General features: G+C 41.1%; 22 protein-coding genes. All 22 read left to right on the top strand.

From position 1 onward, the window contains the following. The first annotated feature begins 7 nt into the window (after nucleotides 1-7). The 22 genes from mutL to ACPBEH_RS05645 all read left to right on the top strand — a co-directional run bounded on the left by mutL (nucleotide 8) and on the right by ACPBEH_RS05645 (nucleotide 24,438). On the top strand, nucleotides 8-1,969 hold the full coding sequence (gene mutL, locus ACPBEH_RS05750) for a DNA mismatch repair endonuclease MutL (RefSeq protein WP_424350025.1): 1,962 nt from the start codon (nucleotides 8-10) through the stop codon (nucleotides 1,967-1,969). After that, on the top strand, nucleotides 1,969-2,514 hold the full coding sequence (locus tag ACPBEH_RS05745; RefSeq protein ID WP_424350024.1) for a Maf family protein: 546 nt from the start codon (nucleotides 1,969-1,971) through the stop codon (nucleotides 2,512-2,514). The genes mutL and ACPBEH_RS05745 overlap by 1 nt, the downstream gene beginning before the upstream one ends. Before the next feature lie 12 nt (nucleotides 2,515-2,526). Beyond that, nucleotides 2,527-3,090 (top strand): TIGR00730 family Rossman fold protein, encoded by a 564-nt coding sequence (locus ACPBEH_RS05740; RefSeq protein ID WP_197704868.1) that lies wholly within the window; start codon nucleotides 2,527-2,529, stop codon nucleotides 3,088-3,090. A 374-nt stretch (nucleotides 3,091-3,464) separates the two neighbouring features. Beyond that, nucleotides 3,465-4,076, top strand: a complete 612-nt coding sequence (gene ruvA / locus ACPBEH_RS05735; RefSeq protein WP_424350023.1) for a Holliday junction branch migration protein RuvA — start codon at nucleotides 3,465-3,467, stop codon at nucleotides 4,074-4,076. A gap of 12 nt (nucleotides 4,077-4,088) precedes the next feature. Then, on the top strand, nucleotides 4,089-5,096 hold the full coding sequence (ruvB, locus tag ACPBEH_RS05730) for a Holliday junction branch migration DNA helicase RuvB (RefSeq protein ID WP_011374076.1): 1,008 nt from the start codon (nucleotides 4,089-4,091) through the stop codon (nucleotides 5,094-5,096). Between the two features lie 14 nt (nucleotides 5,097-5,110). Beyond that, entirely contained in the window at nucleotides 5,111-6,142 is a 1,032-nt protein-coding gene (gene queA / locus ACPBEH_RS05725) for a tRNA preQ1(34) S-adenosylmethionine ribosyltransferase-isomerase QueA (RefSeq protein WP_011374077.1), read from the top strand. A gap of 26 nt (nucleotides 6,143-6,168) precedes the next feature. Then, nucleotides 6,169-6,690, top strand: coding sequence for a GNAT family N-acetyltransferase (locus ACPBEH_RS05720; protein WP_424350022.1), 522 nt, complete (start codon nucleotides 6,169-6,171; stop codon nucleotides 6,688-6,690). A 207-nt stretch (nucleotides 6,691-6,897) separates the two neighbouring features. Continuing rightward, nucleotides 6,898-8,133, top strand: coding sequence for an arginine deiminase (gene arcA, locus ACPBEH_RS05715; RefSeq protein ID WP_016264645.1), 1,236 nt, complete (start codon nucleotides 6,898-6,900; stop codon nucleotides 8,131-8,133). Nucleotides 8,134-8,158: 25 nt separating this feature from the next. Then, nucleotides 8,159-9,175: an ornithine carbamoyltransferase gene (argF, locus tag ACPBEH_RS05710; protein WP_011374080.1), complete on the top strand. Its 1,017-nt coding sequence runs from the start codon at nucleotides 8,159-8,161 to the stop codon at nucleotides 9,173-9,175. A gap of 98 nt (nucleotides 9,176-9,273) precedes the next feature. After that, entirely contained in the window at nucleotides 9,274-10,218 is a 945-nt protein-coding gene (arcC, locus tag ACPBEH_RS05705) for a carbamate kinase (protein WP_424350021.1), read from the top strand. Nucleotides 10,219-10,229: 11 nt separating this feature from the next. Beyond that, complete coding sequence (locus ACPBEH_RS05700) at nucleotides 10,230-11,345, top strand: aminotransferase (protein WP_424350020.1); 1,116 nt, start codon at nucleotides 10,230-10,232, stop codon at nucleotides 11,343-11,345. 33 nt (nucleotides 11,346-11,378) lie between these two features. Next, nucleotides 11,379-12,806 (top strand): arginine-ornithine antiporter, encoded by a 1,428-nt coding sequence (gene arcD / locus ACPBEH_RS05695; RefSeq protein ID WP_424350019.1) that lies wholly within the window; start codon nucleotides 11,379-11,381, stop codon nucleotides 12,804-12,806. Nucleotides 12,807-12,877: 71 nt separating this feature from the next. After that, nucleotides 12,878-13,579, top strand: coding sequence for a Crp/Fnr family transcriptional regulator (locus ACPBEH_RS05690; RefSeq protein WP_424350018.1), 702 nt, complete (start codon nucleotides 12,878-12,880; stop codon nucleotides 13,577-13,579). A gap of 137 nt (nucleotides 13,580-13,716) precedes the next feature. Then, complete coding sequence (locus tag ACPBEH_RS05685; protein ID WP_424350017.1) at nucleotides 13,717-15,276, top strand: YfcC family protein; 1,560 nt, start codon at nucleotides 13,717-13,719, stop codon at nucleotides 15,274-15,276. A 91-nt stretch (nucleotides 15,277-15,367) separates the two neighbouring features. Continuing rightward, nucleotides 15,368-16,510 carry a tRNA guanosine(34) transglycosylase Tgt gene (tgt, locus tag ACPBEH_RS05680; RefSeq protein ID WP_104963443.1) on the top strand — a complete coding sequence of 381 codons (1,143 nt, stop codon included), beginning with the start codon at nucleotides 15,368-15,370 and terminating at the stop codon, nucleotides 16,508-16,510. A 73-nt stretch (nucleotides 16,511-16,583) separates the two neighbouring features. After that, complete coding sequence (gene yajC, locus ACPBEH_RS05675; RefSeq protein WP_011374087.1) at nucleotides 16,584-16,940, top strand: preprotein translocase subunit YajC; 357 nt, start codon at nucleotides 16,584-16,586, stop codon at nucleotides 16,938-16,940. A 168-nt stretch (nucleotides 16,941-17,108) separates the two neighbouring features. Continuing rightward, nucleotides 17,109-18,263, top strand: a complete 1,155-nt coding sequence (locus ACPBEH_RS05670; protein WP_424350016.1) for a toxic anion resistance protein — start codon at nucleotides 17,109-17,111, stop codon at nucleotides 18,261-18,263. Then, entirely contained in the window at nucleotides 18,241-19,437 is a 1,197-nt protein-coding gene (locus ACPBEH_RS05665; RefSeq protein ID WP_424350015.1) for a hypothetical protein, read from the top strand. Before ACPBEH_RS05670 ends, ACPBEH_RS05665 begins: the two co-directional genes overlap by 23 nt. Continuing rightward, nucleotides 19,430-20,011 carry a hypothetical protein gene (locus ACPBEH_RS05660; RefSeq protein ID WP_424350014.1) on the top strand — a complete coding sequence of 194 codons (582 nt, stop codon included), beginning with the start codon at nucleotides 19,430-19,432 and terminating at the stop codon, nucleotides 20,009-20,011. Before ACPBEH_RS05665 ends, ACPBEH_RS05660 begins: the two co-directional genes overlap by 8 nt. A gap of 1 nt (nucleotide 20,012) precedes the next feature. Next, nucleotides 20,013-20,780 carry a 5-bromo-4-chloroindolyl phosphate hydrolysis family protein gene (locus ACPBEH_RS05655; RefSeq protein ID WP_424350013.1) on the top strand — a complete coding sequence of 256 codons (768 nt, stop codon included), beginning with the start codon at nucleotides 20,013-20,015 and terminating at the stop codon, nucleotides 20,778-20,780. Nucleotides 20,781-20,997: 217 nt separating this feature from the next. Next, nucleotides 20,998-23,592, top strand: coding sequence for a bifunctional acetaldehyde-CoA/alcohol dehydrogenase (gene adhE / locus ACPBEH_RS05650; RefSeq protein ID WP_424350012.1), 2,595 nt, complete (start codon nucleotides 20,998-21,000; stop codon nucleotides 23,590-23,592). Nucleotides 23,593-23,775: 183 nt separating this feature from the next. Next, a complete protein-coding gene (locus ACPBEH_RS05645; protein WP_011374089.1) occupies nucleotides 23,776-24,438 on the top strand; it encodes a metal-dependent transcriptional regulator in 663 nt (220 codons plus the stop codon). Nucleotides 24,439-24,446: the final 8 nt, after the last annotated feature.

Here is a 24,446-nt window from a genome sequence, read left to right as displayed (position 1 = left end):
TTAGATGATGGGGAAAATTCATGAACTGTCGGAAATTCTAAGTAATCAAATTGCGGCGGGGGAAGTGATTGAACGCCCCGCCTCAGTGGTCAAGGAATTAGTTGAAAACGCGATTGATGCTAATAGTACGCAAGTCGATATCGTTGTTGAACAGGCCGGTTTACAGATGATTCAAGTGATCGATAACGGTGACGGGATTGAGCCAGAAGATGTGCCAGTCGCCTTTAAACGGCATGCCACCAGTAAGATTGCGACTCGGCAAGATTTGTTCAAGATTCAATCGTTAGGGTTTCGGGGAGAAGCGTTAGCTAGTATCGCGTCCGTTTCCGATTTAACGATTGAAACGGCAACCGCAGACTCTCTAGGAACCTTTGCTCATTTTAAGGGTGGTCTGTTAGAAGAACAAAAAACAAATCCGATTCGACCGGGGACAGCGATTACGGTGCGGGATTTATTCTTTAATACACCGGCACGATTGAAATACGTGAAGACTTTTCAGACCGAATTGGCAAACATTGTCGATATCGTCAATCGATTAGCAATGAGTCATCCACAGATTGCCTTTACGCTAACCAATGATGATCATCTACTTTTAAAAACGGCTGGCAACAATGATTTGAAACAAACGATCGCCGGTATTTATGGCGTCACCATGGCGAAGAAACTTTTGGCCGTGAGTGCTTCGGATTTAGATTTTAAACTAACAGGCTATGTGTCGCTGCCGGAATTAACACGGGCAACGCGTAATTATTTGTCGATTTTAATCAATGGTCGGTTTATTAAAAACTACCAATTGAATAAGGCCATCATCAAGGGCTACGGCTCTAAATTGATGGTTGGCCGCTATCCAATCGCCGTCTTAGCGATTGAGATGGATCCGCTATTGATCGATGTCAACGTGCATCCAACGAAACAGGAAGTTCGGTTGAGTAAAGAAGCTGCCTTGATGACCTTGATTGAAGGTGCAATCAAAGAAAGACTGGCAACCGAGAATTTAATTCCAGATGCCATGCAAAATTTGAAACGGACCAAGACGGTAGATGTTGATCAGCTCCAGATGAATTTAAACCAAATTACACAAGAACGACGGCACCCAAGCGGTACGGTACGACCAGTCAGTCCAATGCCCACGCCAACGGACAAACCGGGGACACCAGCAATTGCGGAAACTGAAACGCCGTTAGCCTCACCAATTATTAAAACACCGGCGATGACACCGGAGCGGCCCTTATTTGAGCAACCCCAGGCATTGGCTAAGTGGGATCAGAAGTATGCGACAGAAGCAGTTGGGAAGCCGTTTGGTGACCAAGTGGTAGACGAAACGGACGAAAGTGATGAAACCGTAGCCGAACCCACTGTTCGTTTTCCAGAGTTACGCTACATTGGGCAACTGCATAGTACTTTCTTATTAGCGGAAGGTGAAGATGGCTTTTATATCTTGGATCAACACGCTGCGCAAGAACGGATTAAGTACGAATATTACCGAGAAAAAATTGGGGAAGTCAGCACCTCTGTGCAAAACTTGTTAGTACCGCTTGTTTTGGAATATCCGAATAGTGATGCGCTAAAGATTCAGGAAAAAACTGAACTTTTAGCCTCAGTTGGAATTCAATTAGAAAATTTTGGTCAGAATAGTTTTGTGGTCCACAGTCACCCAACTTGGATTGAACAAGGACAAGAGGAAATGACGATTCGTGGGATGATTGACGATGTTTTAAAAGACGGCCGCATTAGTATTGCCCAATTTCGTGAGAAGACGGCAATTATGATGAGCTGTAAGCAATCAATCAAGGCACACCATCATTTAGATGATGCCCAGGCTAAAGCGCTTCTGGCTGATTTAGCGAAGACCGAAAATCCGTTTAATTGTCCGCATGGACGCCCGGTTTTGATTCACTATACGCAAAAAGATTTGGAAAAGATGTTTAAACGGATTCAAGAACCACATCATAGTTGGGAGGGCGAATAATGTTTATTTTAGCATCGCAATCACCGCGCAGACAGGCATTATTAAAGCGCGTCGTTAATGACTTTGAGGTACAACCAGCACAGATTGATGAACACGAAACACCGCTAACAACACCGGATGATTATGTCCAAACCCTGGCGCAACGCAAAGGGGAAGCAATTGCCGTTCAATATCCAACGGCGACCATTTTAGCGGCGGATACGACAATCAGTTTTCAAGGGACGCTTTATGGCAAACCTAAGGATCGCCAAGATGCTTATGAAATGTTACGCCAATTGAGTGGTCAGACACATCAAGTTTATACTGGACTGTGGTTGTTGAAAGACGGTCAGGTGCAACAAAAAGTCGTCCAAACCGACGTCACATTTTGGCATTTAAGCATCGCCGAGATTGAACAATATTTAGATCGAAATGAATATGCGGATAAGGCCGGCGCTTATGGGATTCAAGGCGCGGGGGCACTGTTAATTAAGAAAATTAATGGCGACTTTTACAACGTGGTTGGCTTACCAGTCAGCACTGTTGTAAGAATGTTGCAGGATTAAGAGGAATTAAAAATGATAAATGTAGCAGTTTATTGTGGGGCTAGCAGTGGCCGTCGTCCGGTTTATACGCAAGCCGCCAGCGATTTAGGTCATTGGTTAGTCAAACGACAAGATCAATTAATTTATGGTGGGAGTCGGGTTGGCTTGATGGGTACGATTGCCGATACCGTTTTAGAAAATGGTGGCAAGGTAGTCGGTGTGATGCCTGAATTCTTAAACCAACGCGAACCAGCGCATGCTGGCTTAAGCGATTTGGTGATGGTTGATAGTATGGCCGAACGGAAATCAAAAATGATTGAATTGGCCGACGTCTTCATTGCCTTACCAGGTGGACCAGGCACGTTAGAAGAAATGAGCGAAGTGATTTCGTGGGCGCGAATTGGCCAGCAAGATGGCCCCTGCATTTTCTACAACGTAGCGGGGTATTATGATTTATTGCAACAATTCTTAGCGCACATGGTTGAAGAAGGCTTTTTAACGCAAGTTGATTTCGAAAAATACTTGTTTACAGATTCTTTAACTGAAATGGCGATGTTTATTGCGACTTATCAACCACCAAAAATACGAGAATATTAATCATTGGGATTGGGACCGAGTAGGACGGGACTGATCCCAATTTTGGTGAAACGTGCTCTTCACACCAACTTCCTGTGCTTTGCCGACACTTGTCAAATCAACGATTGCATCGTTAATTCGCCAAGTTAAGCAAATGCTCGGAAGTTCCACGGTGTGAAGAGCACTCTTAGCCAAATCGCTTTGAATCACACCTTAATTTGAAACGTGTTCTTCAAAGCTGGCTGTTGTGCTTTGCGCCGCATCGCAAACAATCGACGGGGTCGTTTATTCACGATACTAAGCAAATGCTCGCAGCCAAATCGCTTTGAATCACACTCTGTATTTATGGTACAATTTAGCAAGCAAATATATGTTCTCGTAAAGTAGGTTAAATTATGTATGAATATTTAAAAGGTTTAGTGACGGCGGTTAATCCGTATTATGTTGTTTTGGAAGTTCAAGGAATTGGCTACCAATTACAAGTTGCTAATCCATATCGCTATATAGAATCAATGAGTGAAGTGGTTCAAATATATGTCCACCAAGCGGTACGCGATACTGATATTACGCTTTTTGGTTTTTATGACTTAGATGAAAAACAACTTTTCCAAAAATTAATCAGTGTTTCCGGGATTGGTCCCAAGAGTGCCTTGGCAATTTTGGCCAACAGCGACCATTCTGGTTTAATTCAAGCGATTATGAACGATGATATTGGGTACTTAACGAAGTTCCCAGGTGTCGGGAAGAAGACGGCCCAACAGATTGCCCTAGACCTTAAAGGTAAGTTAGGCGATCTAGAACAAAGCGCAACGTTAGTCGGTCAAACGGCAATTGATTTAGGCAGCCAAGGCGATTCACCTGAATTAAGTGACGCGCTAGCAGCCTTGAGTGCGCTTGGCTATTCCGCACGGGAAGTCAAAGCGATTACGCCTAAGTTAACTGATTTTGCAGCGCAAACAACTGATCAGTATCTCAGAGAAGGTTTGCGGTTATTGATGAAGAAATAAGGAGGACTTTAAATGGCAGATGAGCGAATTGTTTCAGCCGAAAACGATGATTTTGCTGAAGCAAGTATTGAAAAAACATTGCGGCCACAAGTCCTTGCACAATATATCGGTCAAGATCGGGTTAAAAATGAGTTAGCGGTCTATATTGAAGCGGCCAAAAAACGGGAAGAGTCCCTCGATCACGTTTTACTCTATGGCCCACCAGGTTTAGGGAAAACGACGTTAGCGATGGTGATTGCTAACGAGTTGCAAGTCCAGATTCGAACGACGAGTGGCCCTGCAATCGAGCGGCCTGGGGATTTAGTGGCGTTATTAAACGAATTACAACCCGGGGATGTCTTATTTATTGATGAAATTCATCGCTTACCTAAGATGGTTGAAGAATTACTTTATTCAGCGATGGAAGATTTCTACATCGATATTGTGGTTGGTCAAGGCCCCACCGCACATCCCGTCCATTTTCCATTACCACCATTCACATTGATTGGCGCGACGACGCGGGCCGGCTTATTGTCCGCACCACTGCGGGATCGTTTCGGGATTGTGGAACACATGGCTTATTACACGGAAGCTGATTTGATGGACATTGTGCAACGCTCAGCCGGCGTCTTTAATATGTCGATTGTGCCAGATGGTGCGTTAGAAATCGCACGTCGCTCGCGAGGGACGCCGCGGATTGCCAATCGGTTGTTGAAACGAACTCGAGATTACGCACAAGTGGCTGACCAAAATACGATTGATCAGGCGATTGCTGATCACGCATTAAGTCAGTTGCAAGTTGATATTCGGGGTTTAGACGGTGTCGATCGCAAAATCCTCCAGATGATGATTGATTATTATCAAGGCGGACCAGTCGGTTTAAAAACCATTGCCGCCAATATCGGTGAAGAAAACGAAACAATTGAAGAAGTTTACGAGCCATATTTACTTCAAATTGGCTTTTTAAAACGAACGCAAAGAGGTCGGATGGTAACGCCGGCCGGTTATGCCCATTTAGGCATGCCTTATCCAGAAAAATAGAAAGAGGTAACCACATGGTATCCACAGAAGATTTTGATTACAATTTACCAGAAGAATTAATTGCACAAACACCAATGATTGAAAGAGCAGCATCACGTTTATTAGTGATGGATCACGAAACTGGCGCTTTAGAAGACAAGGTTTTCTACGATATTATTGACGAATTAAACCCTGGCGATGCAGTTGTCATGAACAATACACGTGTTTTACCAGCACGTTTATACGGTGTTAAACCTGATACTGGTGGTCATGAAGAAGTCTTGTTATTAAACAATACGCATGACGATGAATGGGAAGTTTTAATGAAGCCTGCTAAACGGGCTAAAGTGGGGACCGAAGTGGTCTTTGGTGATGGCCAATTACGAGCCATTGTCACTAAGGAACTTGAACATGGTGGTCGGATGATCGAATTTAAATACGACGGGATCTTCATGCAAATTCTAGAAGCTTTAGGCGAAATGCCATTGCCACCATACATCAAGGAAAAACTAGATGATCCAGAAATGTATCAAACAGTTTATGCTAAGGAACCAGGTTCAGCCGCTGCACCAACAGCCGGCTTCCACTGGACAGAAGAACTTTTACAAAAGGTGCAAGATAAAGGCATCAAGTTGGTTTACTTAACGTTGCACGTTGGTCTAGGGACTTTCCGCCCTGTTTCAGAAGACAATGTTGAAGATCATAAGATGCACAGCGAATTTTATCGTTTAACAGAAGAAGCTGCTGCAACGTTGAACGAAGTCAAACAAAATGGTGGTCGGATTGTGGCGACTGGGACAACCAGCATTCGGACATTAGAAACAATCGCAACGAAGTTTGATGGCGAAATCAAAGCCGACAGTGGTTGGACAGAAATCTTCATCAAACCTGGTTACCAATGGAAAGCCGTTGATGCTTTTATCACGAACTTCCATTTACCAAAATCAACCTTAGTCATGTTAGTGGCTTCATTTACCGGCCGCGAAAACATCTTAAACGCTTATCAACATGCTGTTGATGAACGTTATCGTTTCTTTAGCTTTGGCGATGCCATGTTTGTTAAATAAATTATGTAATCGAGGTGTGAGCATTGATGTATTTAAGAAAAGCCGCTTTTTCTGATTTACCACGAATTTCAGCAATTATCGATGGTGCTAAAGCCGCGTTAAAAGAACGGGGTGTTAACCAGTGGCAAGCTGGCGATCCTAGTGAAAGTCAGTTTGAAAATGATATTCGCCAAGAATATTGTTATATCTTAATTAAGGATGATACGATTGTTGGCGTCGCCTCAATTGTCGATACAGTTGATGACGGCTACAGTGCAATCACTAATGGTGACTGGCAACCGGTTGCTTCTAGTCATCCCTATTATTCAATTCACCGGATGGCCTTAGATGGTTCAGTTCGCGGCCAACATTTGGCCCATCAGTTTATGACATTATTAATTACGGCCGCCAGTATTGACGGCGCGCACGATGTTAGAATCGATACGCATCCCGATAATTTAGCCATGCAACACGTCATTCAAAAGGCGGGCTTTACTTACTGTGGCGATATCTTGATTGCTGATGATCCGTCACCTAAACGCTTTGCTTACCAACTCGTTTTAAAATAAAGTTTAAAATTAAATTGTCCAAACGAAACTAAGATACTCAGGTATCTTAGTTTTTTTTTATGTTTTTAAAGTAAGCGTTATCAATTGATGCGATAGGATTCTGGTTATAAAACGTGAAATTGCTAACATTAAAAGTGTAAGAATCCCCCTGAAAGCGATTACTGCCGCGACTATAGTAGGTCTTGTAAACAAAGGAGGTAGTTTTAAATGACAAGTCCAATTCATGTAAATTCCGAAATCGGAAAACTTAAGACGGTCTTACTAAAACGGCCAGGTAAAGAAGTCGAAAACATTACACCTGACATTATGTATCGTTTATTGTTTGATGATATTCCTTATTTACCAACAATCCAAAAAGAACACGATCAATTTGCACAAACATTACGTGACAATGGTGTTGAAGTGCTTTACTTAGAAAACCTCGCTGCCGAAGCAATCGATGCTGGTGACGTTAAGGAAGCTTTCCTTGATAAGATGTTGAACGAATCACACATCAAATCACCACAAGTGCAAGCAGCCTTAAAAGACTACTTAATCAGTATGGCAACGTTAGACATGGTTGAAAAAATCATGGCTGGGGTTCGGACCAACGAAATCGATATTAAATCAAAGGCATTGATTGACGTTAGTGCTGATGATGACTATCCATTCTATATGGATCCAATGCCTAACCTATACTTCACACGCGATCCTGCCGCATCAATGGGGGATGGCTTAACAATTAATAAAATGACTTTTGAAGCTCGGCAAAGAGAATCAATGTTCATGGAAGTTATTATGCAACATCATCCTCGTTTTGCTAACCAAGGCGCACAAGTTTGGCGCGACCGCGATCACATCGATCGCATGGAAGGCGGCGACGAATTAATCTTGAGCGATAAAGTGCTTGCAATTGGGATTTCACAACGGACATCCGCACAATCAATTGAAGAACTTGCCAAGGTATTATTCGCTAACCACAGTGGCTTTGAAAAAATCTTAGCAATTAAGATTCCACATAATCATGCCATGATGCATTTAGACACAGTCTTCACCATGATTGATTATGATAAGTTCACCATTCATCCAGGCATCCAAGGTGCTGGCGGCATGGTTGATACTTATATCTTAGAACCAGGCAATAACGACGAAATCAAGATTACACATCAAACAGATCTTGAAAAAGTCCTCCGGGATGCTTTGGAAGTGCCTGAATTAACCTTAATCCCATGTGGTGGTGGCGATGCAGTTGTTGCCCCTCGTGAACAATGGAATGACGGTTCTAACACATTAGCAATCGCACCTGGCGTTGTTGTCACTTATGATCGCAACTATGTTTCAAACGAAAACTTACGTCAATACGGCATTAAAGTGATCGAAGTCCCATCAAGTGAATTATCACGCGGTCGTGGGGGTCCACGTTGTATGAGTATGCCACTTGTAAGAGAAGACTTAAAAAAATAAACAATAAAAAACGAGGTTGATTAACATGACAAACAGCGTATTTCAAGGCAGAAGTTTATTAGCAGAAAAAGATTTTACTAAATCAGAACTCGAATACTTAATCGATTTCTCATTACATTTGAAGGATTTAAAGAAAAAAGGGATTCCACATCACTATCTAGAAGGTAAGAACATTGCCTTACTATTTGAAAAAAATTCAACCAGAACGCGTGCTGCTTTTACAACAGCTGCCATTGACTTAGGGGCTCACCCAGAATTCTTAGGTAAAAATGATATTCAACTTGGTAAAAAAGAATCAGTTGAAGATACAGCCAAAGTATTAGGAAGCATGTTTGATGGCATTGAATTCCGTGGCTTTAGCCAAAAAGTGGTTGAAGACTTAGCTAAATATTCAGGTGTTCCTGTATGGAATGGTTTAACTGACGAATGGCATCCAACACAAATGATCGCTGATTTTATGACGGTTAAAGAAAACTTCGGCAAGTTAAAAGGTGTGACATTAACTTATGTTGGTGATGGCCGTAACAACATGGCTAACAGCTTGTTAGTAACAGGTTCAATGTTAGGTGTTAATATCCACATCGTTGCCCCAGACTCATTACAACCAACACAAGAAGTCCGTGATTTAGCTGAAGGTTACGCTAAAGAAACAGGCAGCAAGAACATGATTACTTCAGACGTTGACGCTGGTGTTAAAGGCTCAGATGTTTTATACACAGACGTTTGGGTTTCAATGGGTGAAGAAGATAAGTTTGAAGAACGAGTTAACTTGTTGAAACCATACCAAATTAACATGGACATGGTTAAGAAGACCGGTAACGAAAACATGATTATCATGCACTGTTTACCAGCTTTCCATGATATTGAAACTGAATATGGCAAGAAGATTGACGAACAATTCGGTATTCAAGAAATGGAAATTACTGACGAAGCATTCAGAAGCAAATATGCGCGTCAATTTGAAGAAGCTGAAAACAGAATGCACTCAATCAAAGCAATCATGGCAGCAACATTAGGCAACTTATTCATACCTCAAGCATAACTAGATTGTAGAAAGGGGCTGGAAAACAAAACTTTGTTTTGTCCCGGCTCCTTTTTTAATTGAAACCACAATTAATTAACAGAAAGTAGGACAGGATTATGACAAAACGTAAAATCGTCGTTGCATTAGGTGGGAATGCTATTTTATCAACTGATGCCTCAGCAAGCGCTCAAATCAAAGCCGTTAAGGAAACGGTTAAACAATTAGTTGCCTTCGTAAAACAAGGCGACCAACTCATTATTTCGCATGGTAATGGGCCTCAAGTCGGTAACTTGTTGATTCAACAAGCGGCTAGCGATTCTGAAAAAACACCAGCAATGCCATTAGATACGGTCGGTGCAATGTCACAAGGCGAAATTGGTTACTGGATGCAAAATGCCTTTAACGAAGTTTTAGCAGAAGAAGGCTTGGCTTTAGATGTTGCCACAATCGTAACTCAAACGATTGTTGATGCTAAAGATGAAGCTTTCCAAAACCCAACAAAACCAATCGGGCCTTTCTATACCGAAGCAGAAGCTAAGAAACAACAAAGTATCAATCCAGGAGCACATTTTGTTGAAGATGCCGGGCGTGGCTGGCGGCGGGTAGTCCCTTCACCACGGCCAATCGGGATTCAAGAAGCACCCGTTATTCAAAAATTAGTTGAAGGTAACGTGATCACGATTTCAGCCGGTGGCGGCGGTGTGCCAGTTGCTAAAGATGGTAACAAGCTTCGCGGCGTTGAAGCCGTAATTGATAAGGATTTCGCTTCAGAAAAATTAGCGGAATTAGTGGGCGCAGACATGTTAATTATTTTAACAGCTGTGGATAACGTCTATGTTAACTTCAACAAGCCAGATCAAAAGAAATTAACCAACGTCTCAGTCGCTGAATTAGAAGATTACATCAAAGACGATCAATTCGCTAAAGGCAGCATGCTTCCTAAGATTCAAGCCGCAATCGAATACGTTAATAATCGTCCTGATAGTAAGGCCATCATCACTTCCCTTGATAACGTGAAGAATTTATTGGCACATGATGCCGGGACAATTATTACGAAATAGAGGCCAAGCTAATGGAAATTGCAAATTTTGGTGTTGAAGAGTGGTTAAACGTGTACGAAACACAAGCAACTTTGGATATCGCGCAAAGTACGATTGCCTCAATGACCATGTCAGAATTGATGGCCCTCTCGCCTGATAACGGGACGCAATTTTATCAAGACTTAGCGCAACAAAAGATGAATTATGGTGCGATTGAGGGCTCAGAGGCTTTTAAGCAAGCTGTTAGTGAATTGTATCAAACGGTTAATAGTAACCAGGTGTTGCAAACTAACGGGGCGACCGGTGCCAATTTATTAGCGCTCTATGCCTTAGTGAAACCGGGCGATCACGTGATTACTATGTTTCCAACTTATCAACAACTCTACGAAATTCCCATCTCAATTGGGGCAACCGTTTCGTATTGGCAGTTGGATGAGGCCCATAATTGGGGCCCAGATATTGCTGAACTGAAAAAGTTAATTAGACCAGAAACCAAACTGATTTGTTTGAACAATGCTAATAACCCAACTGGGACGGTCATTTCGACTGAACTGATGCAAGCAATCGTTGAAGTAGCACGAACGGTGGGTGCATACGTCCTTGTGGATGAAGTTTATTTACCATTAGGCGACGGCCAACAAACAACTTCGATTGCTGATTTATATGAATTGGGCATTGCGACCAATAGTTTATCGAAGACCTATTCAGTCCCTGGTATTCGGGTTGGTTGGCTTGTCGCTAACGAAACATTAACCGATTTGTTTAGAAAATATCGTGATTACACCATGATTTGTGCCGGTGTTTTCAGTGATCAGTTAGCGGTTTATGTATTACAGCATCGCAAGCAGGTTTTAGCCCGTAATCGGGCGCTTGTTCAACGCAATCTTGAGATTTTTAAAGCGTGGGTTGCACAAGAACCACTCGTTGATGTGGTCTATCCAGAATCAGTATCAACATCGTTTATTCATTTCAAAGAGATTGAAGACGATGAAGCATTTTGCAAATATTTATTAAAAGAATACGGCGTCTTATTAGTGCCCGGCAAGCGTTTTGAAATTCCCGGACATGCAAGATTAGGGTATTGTGCACCAGAAGCAACTCTGAAAAAAGGGTTGGCCGAATTATCAAAAGCGCTCAGAACCTATTAATAATTGAGTGACGTAATTTAGGAGTGGTTTAAAATGACGGAAGAAAAACCAGCAAAAAAAATTGGCTTATTGGCATTAATTGCATTGGTTATTAGTTCATCTATTGGTAGTGGGGTCTTCGGATTAACATCTGATTTAGCGAGTGCATCCGCACCGGGCCCAGTGTTAATCGCTTGGGTTATTGTCGGCTTTGGGATTTTAATGCTGGCATTATCCTTGAATAATTTATTGATGAAAGAACCTGAACTAGAAGGGATTTTCTCTTACGCTGAAAAGGGCTTTGGGCCCTTTGCTGGCTTTATTAGTGGCTGGGGTTATTGGTTATCAGCATGGTTGGGGAACGTAGCCTTTGCGACAATTTTAATGAGTGCATTGGGTTATTTCTTCCCGATTTTTAAATCAGGACAGAACTTACCCTCAATCTTAGTTGCCAGTGTTTTATCGTGGAGCTTAACGTATTTTGTTAATCGCGGGGTAGAAGGCGCAGCCGCGATCAATACATTGGTAACCATTTGTAAATTGATTCCACTATTTGTTTTCATTGTGTTTGGGATTGTGTTATTTAAAGGCCATCTTTTCACACAAGCATTTTGGAATAATATGAGTAGTAGCTTTGTGGCCGGCGATGTGATGAGCCAAATCAAGAACTGTATGATGGTCATGATGTGGGTCTTCGTCGGTATCGAAGGGGCTTCGATGTTATCAGCGCGGGCGGAAAAGAAGTCTGATGCTGGTAAAGCAACGATTTTAGGATTAGTAAGTTTACTAGCGATTTATATCTTAGCGTCTGTTTTACCTTACGGGTATTTAACGCAAGATCAATTGGCCAGCATCAAACAACCAGCGATGTTATACATTTTTGAACAAATGGTTGGGACTTGGGGTGGCTACTTCATCGGTGTGGGATTAATCATCTCGATTTTAGGGGCTTGGTTATCTTGGACGATGTTGCCAGCTGAAACAATGTTATTAATGGCAAAGCAAAATTTATTGCCAGCTTACTTCGGGCGCGTCAACAAGAAGAAAGCACCGACGTTTGCACTAGTCGTGACAGCGGGTTTGATCCAAGTTTTCCTATTCACTCTATTATTCACAACGAAAGCTTATAACTTCGCTTATTCATTATGTACGGCTTCAATTATCGTTTGTTACATGTTGGTGGCAGCTTATCAAATTAAATATTCTTGGGCCCACCTGCAAGAAAAAGGCAACCGGCAACAATTATTAATTGGGATTTTAGCTTTATTATTTGAAATTGCCGGGATCTTAATGGCGGGTGTCAGTTACTTATTACTCTGTTTTATAGCCTATATTCCTGGGATTTACTTCTATGGTCGTGCCCGTAAAAATAATGGTCACCAGCATTTCTTATCAAAAGGAGAATGGTTAATTACGACAATTATTGTAATTGGTGCAATTATTGGGATTTGGTTAGTTGTTTCAGGGAAAATCGTTATTTAGATATGTTATATTAGAACTTTGGTTACTTTGAGTAAAAAGTAATAATTGAGAATACTTTGGGAGCGAAAATCATGATTGCCGCAGACGAATATCCAAGATATATTCAATACTTAAGGACCAGACCTGAATTTATTGATTTTTCAGATGAAGAAATGAACATTCTGATGAATAATATGAAAGTCAAGGATTTTCATAAAGGCCAGGAACTGTTTGATCAAACAGATGAGCGCAGCCGATTCTATTTCGTTGTAAGCGGTCTCGTAAGGGCCGAACGAACGGACGAAAATGACGAATTTACGTTCTATACGTATATCAAACAAGACTTAGCTTTTCCTTACCGGGGGATGTTTACTGATCAATATTATCCATATACCGCTCGGGCGATGACCGATATTGAGATTATCTATTTTCCAATGGCGACTTTTGAGCATCTGTTACAAAAGAATACCGCTTCAATCGTCAAAGTGGTTCAAGAGATGGGTTCGATTATTAGTGAATCAGAAGATCAAATCCAGCGAATGGTAACTTCTAGTGCAAAACAACGGGTCATTCAAGCTTTAAAAATATTTGAAATTAACTTAGGTGAACCGCTGCGATGTGGTCGCGCATATATCCCGTATCCGATTACGGTGAAGGAATTAGCGACAATGAGTGGGACCACCCGTGAAACGGCCGGTCAAATTGTTAAACAATTGGTCGCCCAAAAACTACTGAGTTATGAGCATAAAGAATTTCGGTTTGAAAAAGCCTTCTTTAAAGATGAGTTGGCGTAAAAATTAAGGGGCACTTTGTCTCGAGATTAAGTTTAAAAACCCATAATAAATCGTTTTGAAAAACGACTATTATGGGTTTTTATGTGGTAATTATCGTAAACGCTTTAATTGAGCTTATTCAAAAAGGAGATGGCATGATGAATGATGCTGAAACAATAAAGACTAAGAAGCGGTTTAAACTGAAAATGCCAGGAGCTTTTGTCATTTTATTCATACTGACAGTAGTCGCGGTAATGGCAACGTGGGTTGTACCATCAGGGTCTTACGCGAAGTTATCGTATGACCAAAAGAGTACGCAACTGGTCGTGACAAAGCCATCAGGTCAAGTTGAAAAGGTGCCAGCAACACAGGCATCATTAGACCGACTCGGCGTTAAAATCAAAATTAGTCAATTTACTTCTGGCAGTATTAATGCAGCCGTATCGATTCCCAATACTTATAAAAGATTGAAACAACGGCCGGCTAGTTTGGCGGCTGTCCCGAATAGTATGGTTCGCGGGACCGTTGAAGCTGTCGATATTATGGTTTTTATTTTAGTATTAGGAGGCTTGATTGGCACGGTCAAGGCTAGCGGCGCATTTGAGTCGGGGCTGTTGGCCTTAACCAAGAAAACAAAAGGTCACGAATTTTTGTTAATCTTTTTCGTCGCGATTCTCATGGTTCTAGGCGGGACTTTATGTGGGATTGAAGAAGAGGCGGTGGCCTTTTATCCAATTTTAGTGCCGGTCTTTATTGCGATGGGGTATGATTCGATTGTTTGTGTGGGGACGATTTTCCTTGCTAGTTCAATTGGGACGACCTTCTCGACGATTAATCCCTTTTCAGTCGTGATTGCTTCTAACGCCGCTGGGATTAGTTTTACGGAAGGCTTGCTGTGGCGAGTTGGCGGCTGTATCGTAGGGGCCATTTTTGTGATTTATTATCTCTATCGCTATTCTAAAAAGGTTAAGGCTGATCCGACCCAATCGTATTCATATGAAGATCACGACGCTTTTGATAAGCTGTGGGCAATTACGTCTGATGGAACGCAGTCAAAAGCCGTTTTTACCTGGCGGAAAAAGTTAATTCTGGTCTTATTTGTAGTGACCTTCCCAATTATGGTCTGGGGCGTGATGTCGCAAGGCTGGTGGTTCCCAACGATGGCCGCCTCATTTTTAACATTTGCGATTATCATCATGTTTTTAACCGCGACAGGACCAGAAGGAATTGGTGAAAAAGGGGTCATCGATGCCTTCGTGAACGGTGCTTCTAGTTTAGTGGGCGTCTCGCTCATTATTGGTCTTGCGCGGGGGATTAACTTGATTATGAATGAAGGGCTGATTTCAGATACCTTATTACAATATTCGTCATCATTAGTCGCACATGTTAGTGGTCCAATTTTTATTTTGATCATGTTAGTGATATTCTTCGTGCTCGGCTTTATCGTCCCATCTTCTTCGGGACTAGCCGTCTTATCGATGCCGATTTTAGCACCGTTAGCAGATACGGTTAATATTCCGCGATTTGTCGTGGTAACGGCCTATCAATTTGGGCAATACGCAATGTTGTTCTTGGCACCAACTGGCTTGGTAATGGCCACCTTACAAATGTTAGATGTTAAATACGCTCACTGGTTACGGTTCGTTTGGCCAGTAGTCGCTTTTGTGCTGACTTTTGGTGGGGCCATGTTAGTCTTACAAGTCCTAATTTATTCGTAAAATCGCTTAGAGAAATAACGTGTTTTCTTGCTTAATCACTAAAGTCTGATAGAATGAAGCAAGTAGAAATTCTAGAATTGGAGTCGATTAAATGGAACCAGCGATCAAGTATCGTTTAATCAAAAAAGAAAAACATACAGGCGCGCGCTTAGGCGAAATTGTAACACCGCATGGGACTTTTAAAACACCGATGTTTATGCCGGTGGGGACCCAAGCCAGCGTTAAAACAATGGCCCCTGAAGATTTGAAAGCAATGGGCGCCGGCATTATTTTGTCGAATACCTATCATTTATGGTTACGGCCTGGTGAAGATATTGTCGAAAAAGCAGGCGGGTTGCATAAATTCATGAACTGGGATCGGGGTGTCTTAACCGATTCAGGTGGTTTCCAAGTCTTCTCATTAGCGAAATTGCGTGATATTAGTGAAGAAGGGGTGGCCTTCAAGAGTCATTTGAATGGTGAAAAACTATTCCTATCACCTGAAAAAGCTATTCATGTTGAAAATGCTTTGGGCGCAGATATTATGATGAGCTTTGATGAATGTCCACCATTCTTCGAAAGTTATGACTACGTTAAAAAATCAGTTGAACGGACTTCACGTTGGGCTGAACGAGGCTTAATTGCGCATCAAAACCCAGCCACACAAGGCTTATTTGGGATTGTCCAAGGGGCCGGTTTTGAAGACCTTCGTCGCCAAAGTGCACGTGATTTAGTGGGGATGGATTTCCCCGGCTATTCTATCGGTGGTCTTTCAGTTGGTGAATCAAAAGGTGAAATGAACCGGGTACTTGATTTTACAACACCGATGTTGCCTGAAGACAAACCCCGTTATTTGATGGGCGTTGGCTCACCAGATGCGTTGATTGATGGTGTCATTCGGGGTGTCGATATGTTTGATTGCGTGTTACCAACTCGGATTGCGCGTAACGGAACAACAATGACGTCTCAAGGCCGTTTAGTGGTTAAGAACGCGAAATATTCTGAAGATTTCAGACCACTAGATCCAAAATGTGACTGTTATGTCTGCAAGAATTACACACGGGCTTACATCCGTCATTTAATCAAAGCGGATGAAACTTTTGGTATTCATTTAACGAGTTACCATAACTTATACTTCTTGATCAACTTGATGCACCAAGTGCAAGATGCGATTGAACAAGATAACTTATTGGAATTCAGAGAAGCATTCTTCGAAGAATACGGCTATAACGAAAATAACGGCCGTAATTTCTAGCGAATCACTGGAAGTTAGGCGATAAGTCTGCTAAAGTTGATTAGTAGATAAATAACGAAAAGAGGTATTTTAAATGTTAAACCTAGTATTAGGTGCCAATCCATTTGGCGGCAACTCAAGTTTCTTAATCATCCTTGTTTTGATGATGGTCATGATGTATTTCATGGTTATGCGGCCACAAAAGAAACAACAACAAAAACATCAAGAAATGGTTAACCAAATGAAAAAAGGTGACCAAGTCGTAACAATTGGTGGTTTACATGGTGTCATTGACTCAGTGAATAATGATACTAAAATTGTTGTTTTAGATTGCGATGGCGTTTACCTTAAGTTTAATTTAAGTGCTATCCGGACAGTTGAACCAACTGCTAAGGCAACAGAAACAGTTGTTGAAGAAACGGTTGACGAAACAAAAGAAGAAACAAAATAATTTAAGCGAGATGACTCATTTTTAACATAAAATGAGTCATCTTTTTTTGTATAATGCGTAAAATAGATAGGCGAGTACTGAGTCGTTTGATATACTGTGAATAGATAGTTTATAGCGTTAACCTAAATAATTGTTAGTGCTGTTAAACAAAATGGAGATGGTGGTTTAATGACTTTAGAATTAACTGATGAATTAATTGCAACACCAACAGCTATTGACGAGAAGCTTGATTTTTCAGAAGAAATTAAGAATAAATTAACGCCGGCAGAAATGATAGCGGCTCAAACCTATGCCCAAAGTCTCTCGGTAAGACAACAAAATACCGTAACTGAGTATGGCAAATCACAACAAACAGCACTTTCTAATTTTTCAACTGATATTTTAGAAAAAGTCCGGAATAAGGATCTAGGAGAAATTGGGGATAGTCTGCGTATTTTGGTTAAAAGCTTAAGTGAGGCTAATCCCGATAAGTTGGTCCATCAAAACGATTCGCTATTTGCTAAATTATTTGCGCGTCTTAGAACGTCGCTGTTGGAAATGACGGCTAAGTACCAGGAAGTGAGTGTCCAAATTGACCGTTCAGCAGAGCAATTAGCAAAACAAGAACAAGTTTTATTGTCAGATAACAATTTATTAGATGAAATGTATACTAAAAACTTAGCCTTTTACCAGGAGTTAAACATTTTAATTGTGGGGGCTAAGTTGAAAATCGAACAGCTTGATACTGAGATTGAACAAAGGCAGGCAACACTTAAAGATGGCGATCAAATGCAATTGCAACAGTTACAGGATTTAATGGCAATGCAAGAACGTTTGGATAAGAAAATGTCTGATTTATTGTTAACGCGTGAGATCACGATTCAACAGGCACCACAAATCCGGTTGATTCAAAATAGTAATACGGTCTTGGCAGAAAAAATTCAAGCATCAATCGCAACGGCTATTCCGCTTTGGAAAAATCAAGTGGGGATCGCCTTAGCGCTTCTAAGTCAAAAAGAAGCCTTATTGACTCAAAATGCGGTAGCTAATGCGACGAATGATTTATTGAAGAAAAACAGTCAACTTTTACATCAATCGGCTGTTGAAATTGCCCAAGCCAGTCAACGCGGGATTGTGGATGTGGCAACTCTAAAAGAAACCCAGACCAATCTTATTGATACGATTTCTGAAGTCTTACAGATTCAATCAGAAGGTAAGACGCAACGCCAAGATGTTGAAAGTCAATTACAACAATTAGAGCAGTCGTTGCAAAAACGTTTAGCAACGATTGACCAAACTGAATTGAAACAGGATGAAGACAATGCGCAAGATACTAGTTTATAGTCAACCTAAATTACATTTCTTGATACGCCGGTTAGTGGCGCTGTTATTACTATTGCTATTTATTGGTGGCTTTTTGTTAAGGGCTAAATACCACAATGAGTTTGTGGCAGGTCAGCAATATCACCAGCTATTAATTGTGTATGGACTAGCTTTTATTGGGATTGTTAGTTATTTAGGGTTTAGTTATCATCACTTGGCACAAGATAAGTTTCAAGTAGCCAGAATTAACGACCAAAAGACAGGCCTATGGCTTACTCTACATGGTTTTCGAACTCGGCGAATTTATGTGGCTTTTGAATGGTTGACGGTGCAAAATAATCGAACGGGGATTCAATTGAATTATCGACGAGCACTAGCATTGACACGCCGCGATAAAATGATTCTAGTCGGTCGCGGTTCAGTTACATTAGATACCCGGGTCTTTGATAAAAAAGTGCTCGTTAGTTTTGCACGCCAATTAGAGGCAACTAATCAAGAAGAAGTAGCAGCGGGCTTTTCTGAAATTATCGAACGTGATATTAAGACTACTAAGATACCTAAAATGTCGCTTTGGAAGTGGCTTTGTGTAGGTACGACTATTCTTTTTTTAGGTTTTATAATTTGGATGGGAAACGCACCAACCATTAAACCGTCTAAAGAGGTGCGTGCTAAGACTGAATTAGCCAAAAATGGGTACCATCAGCTTTTGGATTATCAAAAACCAGGACAGGTTGTCAAAGCTCGCAGCTTACAATTAGTGATTAATCATCTGTATCAGGCAATATCAACGGATGAAAAAGATTTGGTGATTATGAATGTGACTGCCAGTAATCAAGGGACAAATAACGAATTAAGTCTGTCGGGCTCTAACTTTAATATGTATGATGATTGGTCATTGCATAATGAAAAGGAAGGTGAAACTTTTGATATTGGCGGTCGTCTGAACGATAATCAAGTTATCATTGATGGTAAAGAACAACCGATCATTAATATATTACAAGAGGGCTACGAGGTGACGAAGAATGCCGCACCGCGTACTTTTAATATTGTCTTGTACAAACCAAACGATCCGACTTTTGATATTGTTTATCAGGGTTTTTATTATGATACCAATAGCAAACCGGAAAGAGGCGAGGATACTTCTTTTGTGTTACATGTTAAAGATAGCCAGTTGGAGGAATTGACGAATGGTTAAAAAGGGCTTAATGATGATGTTAGGATTCGCCTGTTATTTGGGTTTAACGATAACGCCAGTCGCAGCACGGACTTATGATTATCAACCGGGAAAGCAAATTACGCTTAAAAATGCTGGAACACATTATACGATTTTAAATATTAAAACTTTAAAACAACCGTTGCCTAAATTTGATTATGGCGATTCCGATGAGTTAGCACGTTTCATGGTGGTTCAAATGCGAGTAAACGTGGCTAAAAATAACGAATCAGAGACAATTGGTGGTTATATGTATGAAATGAAGGAAGGCCCTAATCAAATTGGGATGATTGATAGATTTGAAGCGGATTTTAAAAATAAAGTGCTACAAGAAAAATATTATCTGTCTTGGGATAATACGGATGATGGGTTAGTGGTCAATCCAGGCGAACATCAGAACTACGATTTAGTTTTTAAAGTTTATCCGTATAATGATCAAGTACTAGAAATAAGATTTCCAACGGCAACTAGTGATGTGAGAATTGATCGGATTAATATCAAAAAAATTCAAAGTAAAAATGGGGTGACACCTAGTTTAACGGAGGAGGCGGAGTAGCATGCAAAATATTATTCAATACCGGCAGTGGCAACGAGGACTGATTGTTGCGGTTTTAGGAATATTACTTTTAGCCGTTACGGGTGATCAAGGACTACCGTTTTTTATCATTGCTGCAATCGCCCTTCAATTTTGTTTTAATCAACGGCGTAGTTGGTTAATATATGCGCCACTGACCATCGTCATGCTGAATTTTTTGATGAGCGACCATTTTTTCAGTGATGGACTATTGGGCGGCTCCTTTTTAATCGCTGTTTTTTTATTACCAGTGGAGGGATTGTATTATCTCTATCGTCGGATTAGTGTTCGGCGGTATGCACGCCAAATCAATGAATCAGGTGCCCTTGGTCAGCTCTATATCAGTGATCATCTGCTGAAGCAAAGTGGTTTGACAGATGCTGAGCGTCTGTTTTTCAAGCGAGAAATTAAAAGCTCGTATCAACAACTGATTTATTTGCAACGGGTTAAATTCAAGGCCAGCGCCAGTTTAAAATCTTATAATAAAGATCTTAAACTGATTAACGCCATTTTTAATGAGTTGTTGAGTTCCCCACGCCAAATTTTAAATGTTTCAGATTTTTTATATGACCATTTTCCAGACTATGTGGCGCAAACTAAAAGTTTATTGCGGTTGAAAAACAACGTCTTGAAGGTTGCAGAAGACGAGGATAAGATTAAAGAAATTCAAACGACGATTAAAGAGCTTTCCGAGTTATTAGCGGCGGATTATTTGATCGTCACGGCAGATGAACGACAACTAAAAAATTAAAGAAAAAGGACTGTTTGAGCAGTCCTTTTTTTATGGGTTATTTAGTGATTAATCACGCAATGTGATTCGTTTTTGGATTAATATCCTGTTTATTGTTGGTCTTAGGTTATATAAAAATCTGTTAAAAAAATCACAATAATAGTTTACAAACGGTTTCAAATGCGTTATGCTTTCTTTGTTAATTAAATCACATATAAAAATTACGGAGGCATTCCTGATGGTTAAAAAAGAAGGCGTTAAAGCGGTTGTTGATGCGGTATCTGAAGTGGATAAGATGGTGACAGATTTAGTCACACGGGCCCATGAAGCACTTAAAATCATGGAAACATTCGATCAAGCGAAGGTGGATCATATTGTCCACCAAATGGCGATTGCCGGCCTTGATCATCATATGGAATTAGCTAAAATGGCCGTTGAAGAAACGGGTCGTGGGATTTATGAAGATAAAGCCATTAAAAATATTTTCGCAACGGAAGAAATTTGGCACGCAATTAAAGATAATAAAACAGTTGGTGTTATTGAAGAAGATCCTGAACACGGGATTACTAAGATTGCGGAACCAGTCGGGGTCATTGCTGGGGTAACACCTGTTACCAACCCAACTTCAACCACAATTTTTAAGGCAGAAATTGCCATTAAAACACGGAATCCAATCATCTTTGCCTTTCATCCCAATGCGCAAAAATGTTCTGCCAGAGCACTAGAAGTCATTAAAGAAGAAGCCGTTAAAGCTGGCTTACCAGCTGACGCCTTATTATTCATTGAAGAACCTAGTTTGGCAGCCACCCAAGCTTTGATGAATCATACCGGCATTGCAACGGTCCTAGCAACTGGTGGACCAGGGATGGTCAAGGCCGCTTATTCAACTGGGAAACCAGCATTAGGGGTTGGAGCTGGTAACGCACCAGCTTATATCGAAGAATCGGCCAATATCAAACAAGCAGTCAATGATTTAATTTTATCGAAATCATTTGATAATGGGATGATCTGCGCCTCAGAACAAGCGGTGATAGTCGATGCTAAAATCTACAACGAGGTTAAAAAAGAATTCCAAGCACAAGGTGTTTATTTTGCCAAAGCAAGTGAACTACCAGCTTTAAACGAAGCAATTATTGATCCGGCTAAAAACGCTGTGCGGCCAGCAATTCCTGGTCAATCAGCCGCTAAGATTGCTAAGTTAGCTGGGATTGATATTCCAGAAGATACACCCGTTTTAATCGCTGAAATCAAGGGTGTTGGTCATCAATACCCACTCTCACATGAAAAATTATCACCGGTCTTAGCGATGATTAAAGCTAAAGACCGTGAAGATGGTTTGGCATTATGCGAAGCGATGCTTGATCTGGGTGGTTTGGGCCACACCGCATCATTGCATACGACTGACGATGCGTTACCATTAGAATTTGCAAGACGGATGAAGGCTTGCCGTGTATTGGTCAATACACCATCTGCCCAAGGTGGGATTGGTGATTTATACAACGAAATGATTCCATCATTAACACTTGGCTGTGGCTCTTATGGGCATAACTCAATTTCACATAACGTGTCAACAATCGACTTATTGAATATTAAAACTTTGGCGAAACGCCGCAATAATATGCAATGGGTCAAATTGCCAAGCAAAATCTATTTTGAAAAAAATTCGGTCAACTATTTAGAAAAGATGGCTGATTTAAATAAGGTTTTTATCGTCGCTGATCAAGGGATGGTTAACCTTGGTTATGTTCGGATTGTTGAAGAAGTGTTAGCTAAACGGGCGAATGACGTTCAAATGCAAATCTTCTCAGATGTTGAACCAGACCCATCAACCAATACGATTTATAAGGGTGCTGCAGCGATGAGAAGTTTTGAACCAGATGCGATTGTCGCAATTGGTGGCGGTTCTGTCATGGATGCGGCTAAGGGAATGTGGTTATTCTATGATTCAGAAGAAGCCGATTTCTTTGGCGCAAAACAAAAATTCTTAGATATTCGCAAGCGGACGTACAAGTTCCCTAAACTTAATAAAACGAAGTTGATCTGTATTCCAACGACTTCCGGGACGGGTTCAGAAGTAACACCTTTTGCGGTGATTACCGATAGTGAAACCCATATTAAATACCCATTAGCAGATTATGCGTTGACACCAGACGTTGCAATTGTTGACAGTCAATTTGTCGAGAGTGTGCCACCACGAGTTGTTGCACACACCGGCTTGGATGTGCTCTGTCATGCGACTGAAAGTTACGTATCAACAATGGCTTCTAACTATACGAAGGGGCTTAGTTTACAGGCGATTAAATTAGTTTTTGATAACTTGAAGGCTAGTTACGATGGCGATATTACGGCTAAGGGGAACATGCACGATGCCTCAACAATGGCGGGGATGGCCTTTGCGAATGCGTTATTAGGCATCAACCATTCACTGGCACATAAATTAGGCGGGGCGTTCAACTTACCTCACGGTTTAATGATTGCCATCACGATGCCCCATGTTATCCGCTATAATGCGACAACGCCAACCAAACGGGCACTCTGGGCTAAATATAGTTACTTCAGAGCTGATGAAGATTACGCAGAAATCGCACGTTATATTGGGTTGAAGGGTAATACGACAGCAGAACTTGTTGAAGCTTATGCAACCGCAGTGACTGAATTGGCCGAAAGTGTTGGTATTCAAATGAGTTTGAAGGCTAATGGCGTCACAAAGGCGGACTTCAAGCAACATGTTGATGAGTTAGCTGAATTAGCTTATGAAGACAACTGTACTGTTACAAATCCAAAAGAACCATTGATTAAAGAATTAAAAGGCATTTTAGAGGCAGAATTTTAAAATAAATGAAACAAAAGGGTTAAGCTGAACAAGAAGGGCTTAATCCTTTTTATATTGCTTAAATTTAAGCTTGAGAGTATTAATATTATCCAAAATAGGGCATAATAGAGGGTAGACATTCATTTAATTCAGGGAGAACTGAGAAAAGTTTGTCGACAAACTTGATTAAGGATCGGGATGGCAATGACACCCAATAAAGAAGACTATTTAAAAATTATTTTTGAACTTGGTGGCGACGCAAAAAAAGTTACCAATAAGGAAATTCTAGCGGGATTGAACGTTTCGGCAGCATCAGTCACGGAAATGGTCAACAAATTAGTGAAAGAGAATTACGTCAACCACACACCCTATCAAGGGATTCAATTGACAAGTGAAGGTGCTAGAGAAGCAGCGCTATTAGTGCGCAATCATCGCTTGTGGGAAGTTTTTCTAGTCGACAAGTTACATTATCAATTTAATACCGTTCATCCAGAAGCGGAACAACTCGAGCATGTGACCAACCACGACTTGGCTGAACGCTTGGCCGATTTTCTAGGCCATCCCAAACGATGCCCGCACGGTGGGATTATTCCCAATGCCAAGGGTGAGTTTGAACAACAGAGCCATCACGCGTTAGTCGATCTTGAAGTTGGCGAAAAAGCAGTGATTGAGCGGGTACTAGATGATAATGATTTATTGAAATACACATTAGAAATCGGCTTGACAGTTGGCGATACTGTGACCTTGACGAAGGTGGGCCTTTTTGAAAGCCCCATTACCGTGATGGACGAAACACAGCAAACTGAAATTCAAGTTGGCATTAAAGCGGCGCAACACATTTTTGTGACGCCAATTGCAGCAGATTAATAAAGAAA

The organism is Latilactobacillus parasakei, from assembly GCF_049674265.1.
Classification (GTDB): Bacteria; Bacillota; Bacilli; order Lactobacillales; family Lactobacillaceae; genus Latilactobacillus; species Latilactobacillus sakei.
The sequence above is the reverse complement of the archived record's forward strand: the minus strand, read 5'-3'. Positions and strand labels throughout refer to the sequence as shown.

What these genes read in the sequence shown, in the direction of transcription:
- mutL (WP_424350025.1), top strand. Translation starts at nt 8, where the DNA reads ATGGGGAAAATTCATGAACTGTCGGAAATTCTAAGTAATCAAATTGCG.
- ACPBEH_RS05745 (WP_424350024.1), top strand. Translation starts at nt 1,969, where the DNA reads ATGTTTATTTTAGCATCGCAATCACCGCGCAGACAGGCATTATTAAAG.
- ACPBEH_RS05740 (WP_197704868.1), top strand. Translation starts at nt 2,527, where the DNA reads ATGATAAATGTAGCAGTTTATTGTGGGGCTAGCAGTGGCCGTCGTCCG.
- ruvA (WP_424350023.1), top strand. Translation starts at nt 3,465, where the DNA reads ATGTATGAATATTTAAAAGGTTTAGTGACGGCGGTTAATCCGTATTAT.
- ruvB (WP_011374076.1), top strand. Translation starts at nt 4,089, where the DNA reads ATGGCAGATGAGCGAATTGTTTCAGCCGAAAACGATGATTTTGCTGAA.
- queA (WP_011374077.1), top strand. Translation starts at nt 5,111, where the DNA reads ATGGTATCCACAGAAGATTTTGATTACAATTTACCAGAAGAATTAATT.
- ACPBEH_RS05720 (WP_424350022.1), top strand. Translation starts at nt 6,169, where the DNA reads ATGTATTTAAGAAAAGCCGCTTTTTCTGATTTACCACGAATTTCAGCA.
- arcA (WP_016264645.1), top strand. Translation starts at nt 6,898, where the DNA reads ATGACAAGTCCAATTCATGTAAATTCCGAAATCGGAAAACTTAAGACG.
- argF (WP_011374080.1), top strand. Translation starts at nt 8,159, where the DNA reads ATGACAAACAGCGTATTTCAAGGCAGAAGTTTATTAGCAGAAAAAGAT.
- arcC (WP_424350021.1), top strand. Translation starts at nt 9,274, where the DNA reads ATGACAAAACGTAAAATCGTCGTTGCATTAGGTGGGAATGCTATTTTA.
- ACPBEH_RS05700 (WP_424350020.1), top strand. Translation starts at nt 10,230, where the DNA reads ATGGAAATTGCAAATTTTGGTGTTGAAGAGTGGTTAAACGTGTACGAA.
- arcD (WP_424350019.1), top strand. Translation starts at nt 11,379, where the DNA reads ATGACGGAAGAAAAACCAGCAAAAAAAATTGGCTTATTGGCATTAATT.
- ACPBEH_RS05690 (WP_424350018.1), top strand. Translation starts at nt 12,878, where the DNA reads ATGATTGCCGCAGACGAATATCCAAGATATATTCAATACTTAAGGACC.
- ACPBEH_RS05685 (WP_424350017.1), top strand. Translation starts at nt 13,717, where the DNA reads ATGAATGATGCTGAAACAATAAAGACTAAGAAGCGGTTTAAACTGAAA.
- tgt (WP_104963443.1), top strand. Translation starts at nt 15,368, where the DNA reads ATGGAACCAGCGATCAAGTATCGTTTAATCAAAAAAGAAAAACATACA.
- yajC (WP_011374087.1), top strand. Translation starts at nt 16,584, where the DNA reads ATGTTAAACCTAGTATTAGGTGCCAATCCATTTGGCGGCAACTCAAGT.
- ACPBEH_RS05670 (WP_424350016.1), top strand. Translation starts at nt 17,109, where the DNA reads ATGACTTTAGAATTAACTGATGAATTAATTGCAACACCAACAGCTATT.
- ACPBEH_RS05665 (WP_424350015.1), top strand. Translation starts at nt 18,241, where the DNA reads ATGCGCAAGATACTAGTTTATAGTCAACCTAAATTACATTTCTTGATA.
- ACPBEH_RS05660 (WP_424350014.1), top strand. Translation starts at nt 19,430, where the DNA reads ATGGTTAAAAAGGGCTTAATGATGATGTTAGGATTCGCCTGTTATTTG.
- ACPBEH_RS05655 (WP_424350013.1), top strand. Translation starts at nt 20,013, where the DNA reads ATGCAAAATATTATTCAATACCGGCAGTGGCAACGAGGACTGATTGTT.
- adhE (WP_424350012.1), top strand. Translation starts at nt 20,998, where the DNA reads ATGGTTAAAAAAGAAGGCGTTAAAGCGGTTGTTGATGCGGTATCTGAA.
- ACPBEH_RS05645 (WP_011374089.1), top strand. Translation starts at nt 23,776, where the DNA reads ATGACACCCAATAAAGAAGACTATTTAAAAATTATTTTTGAACTTGGT.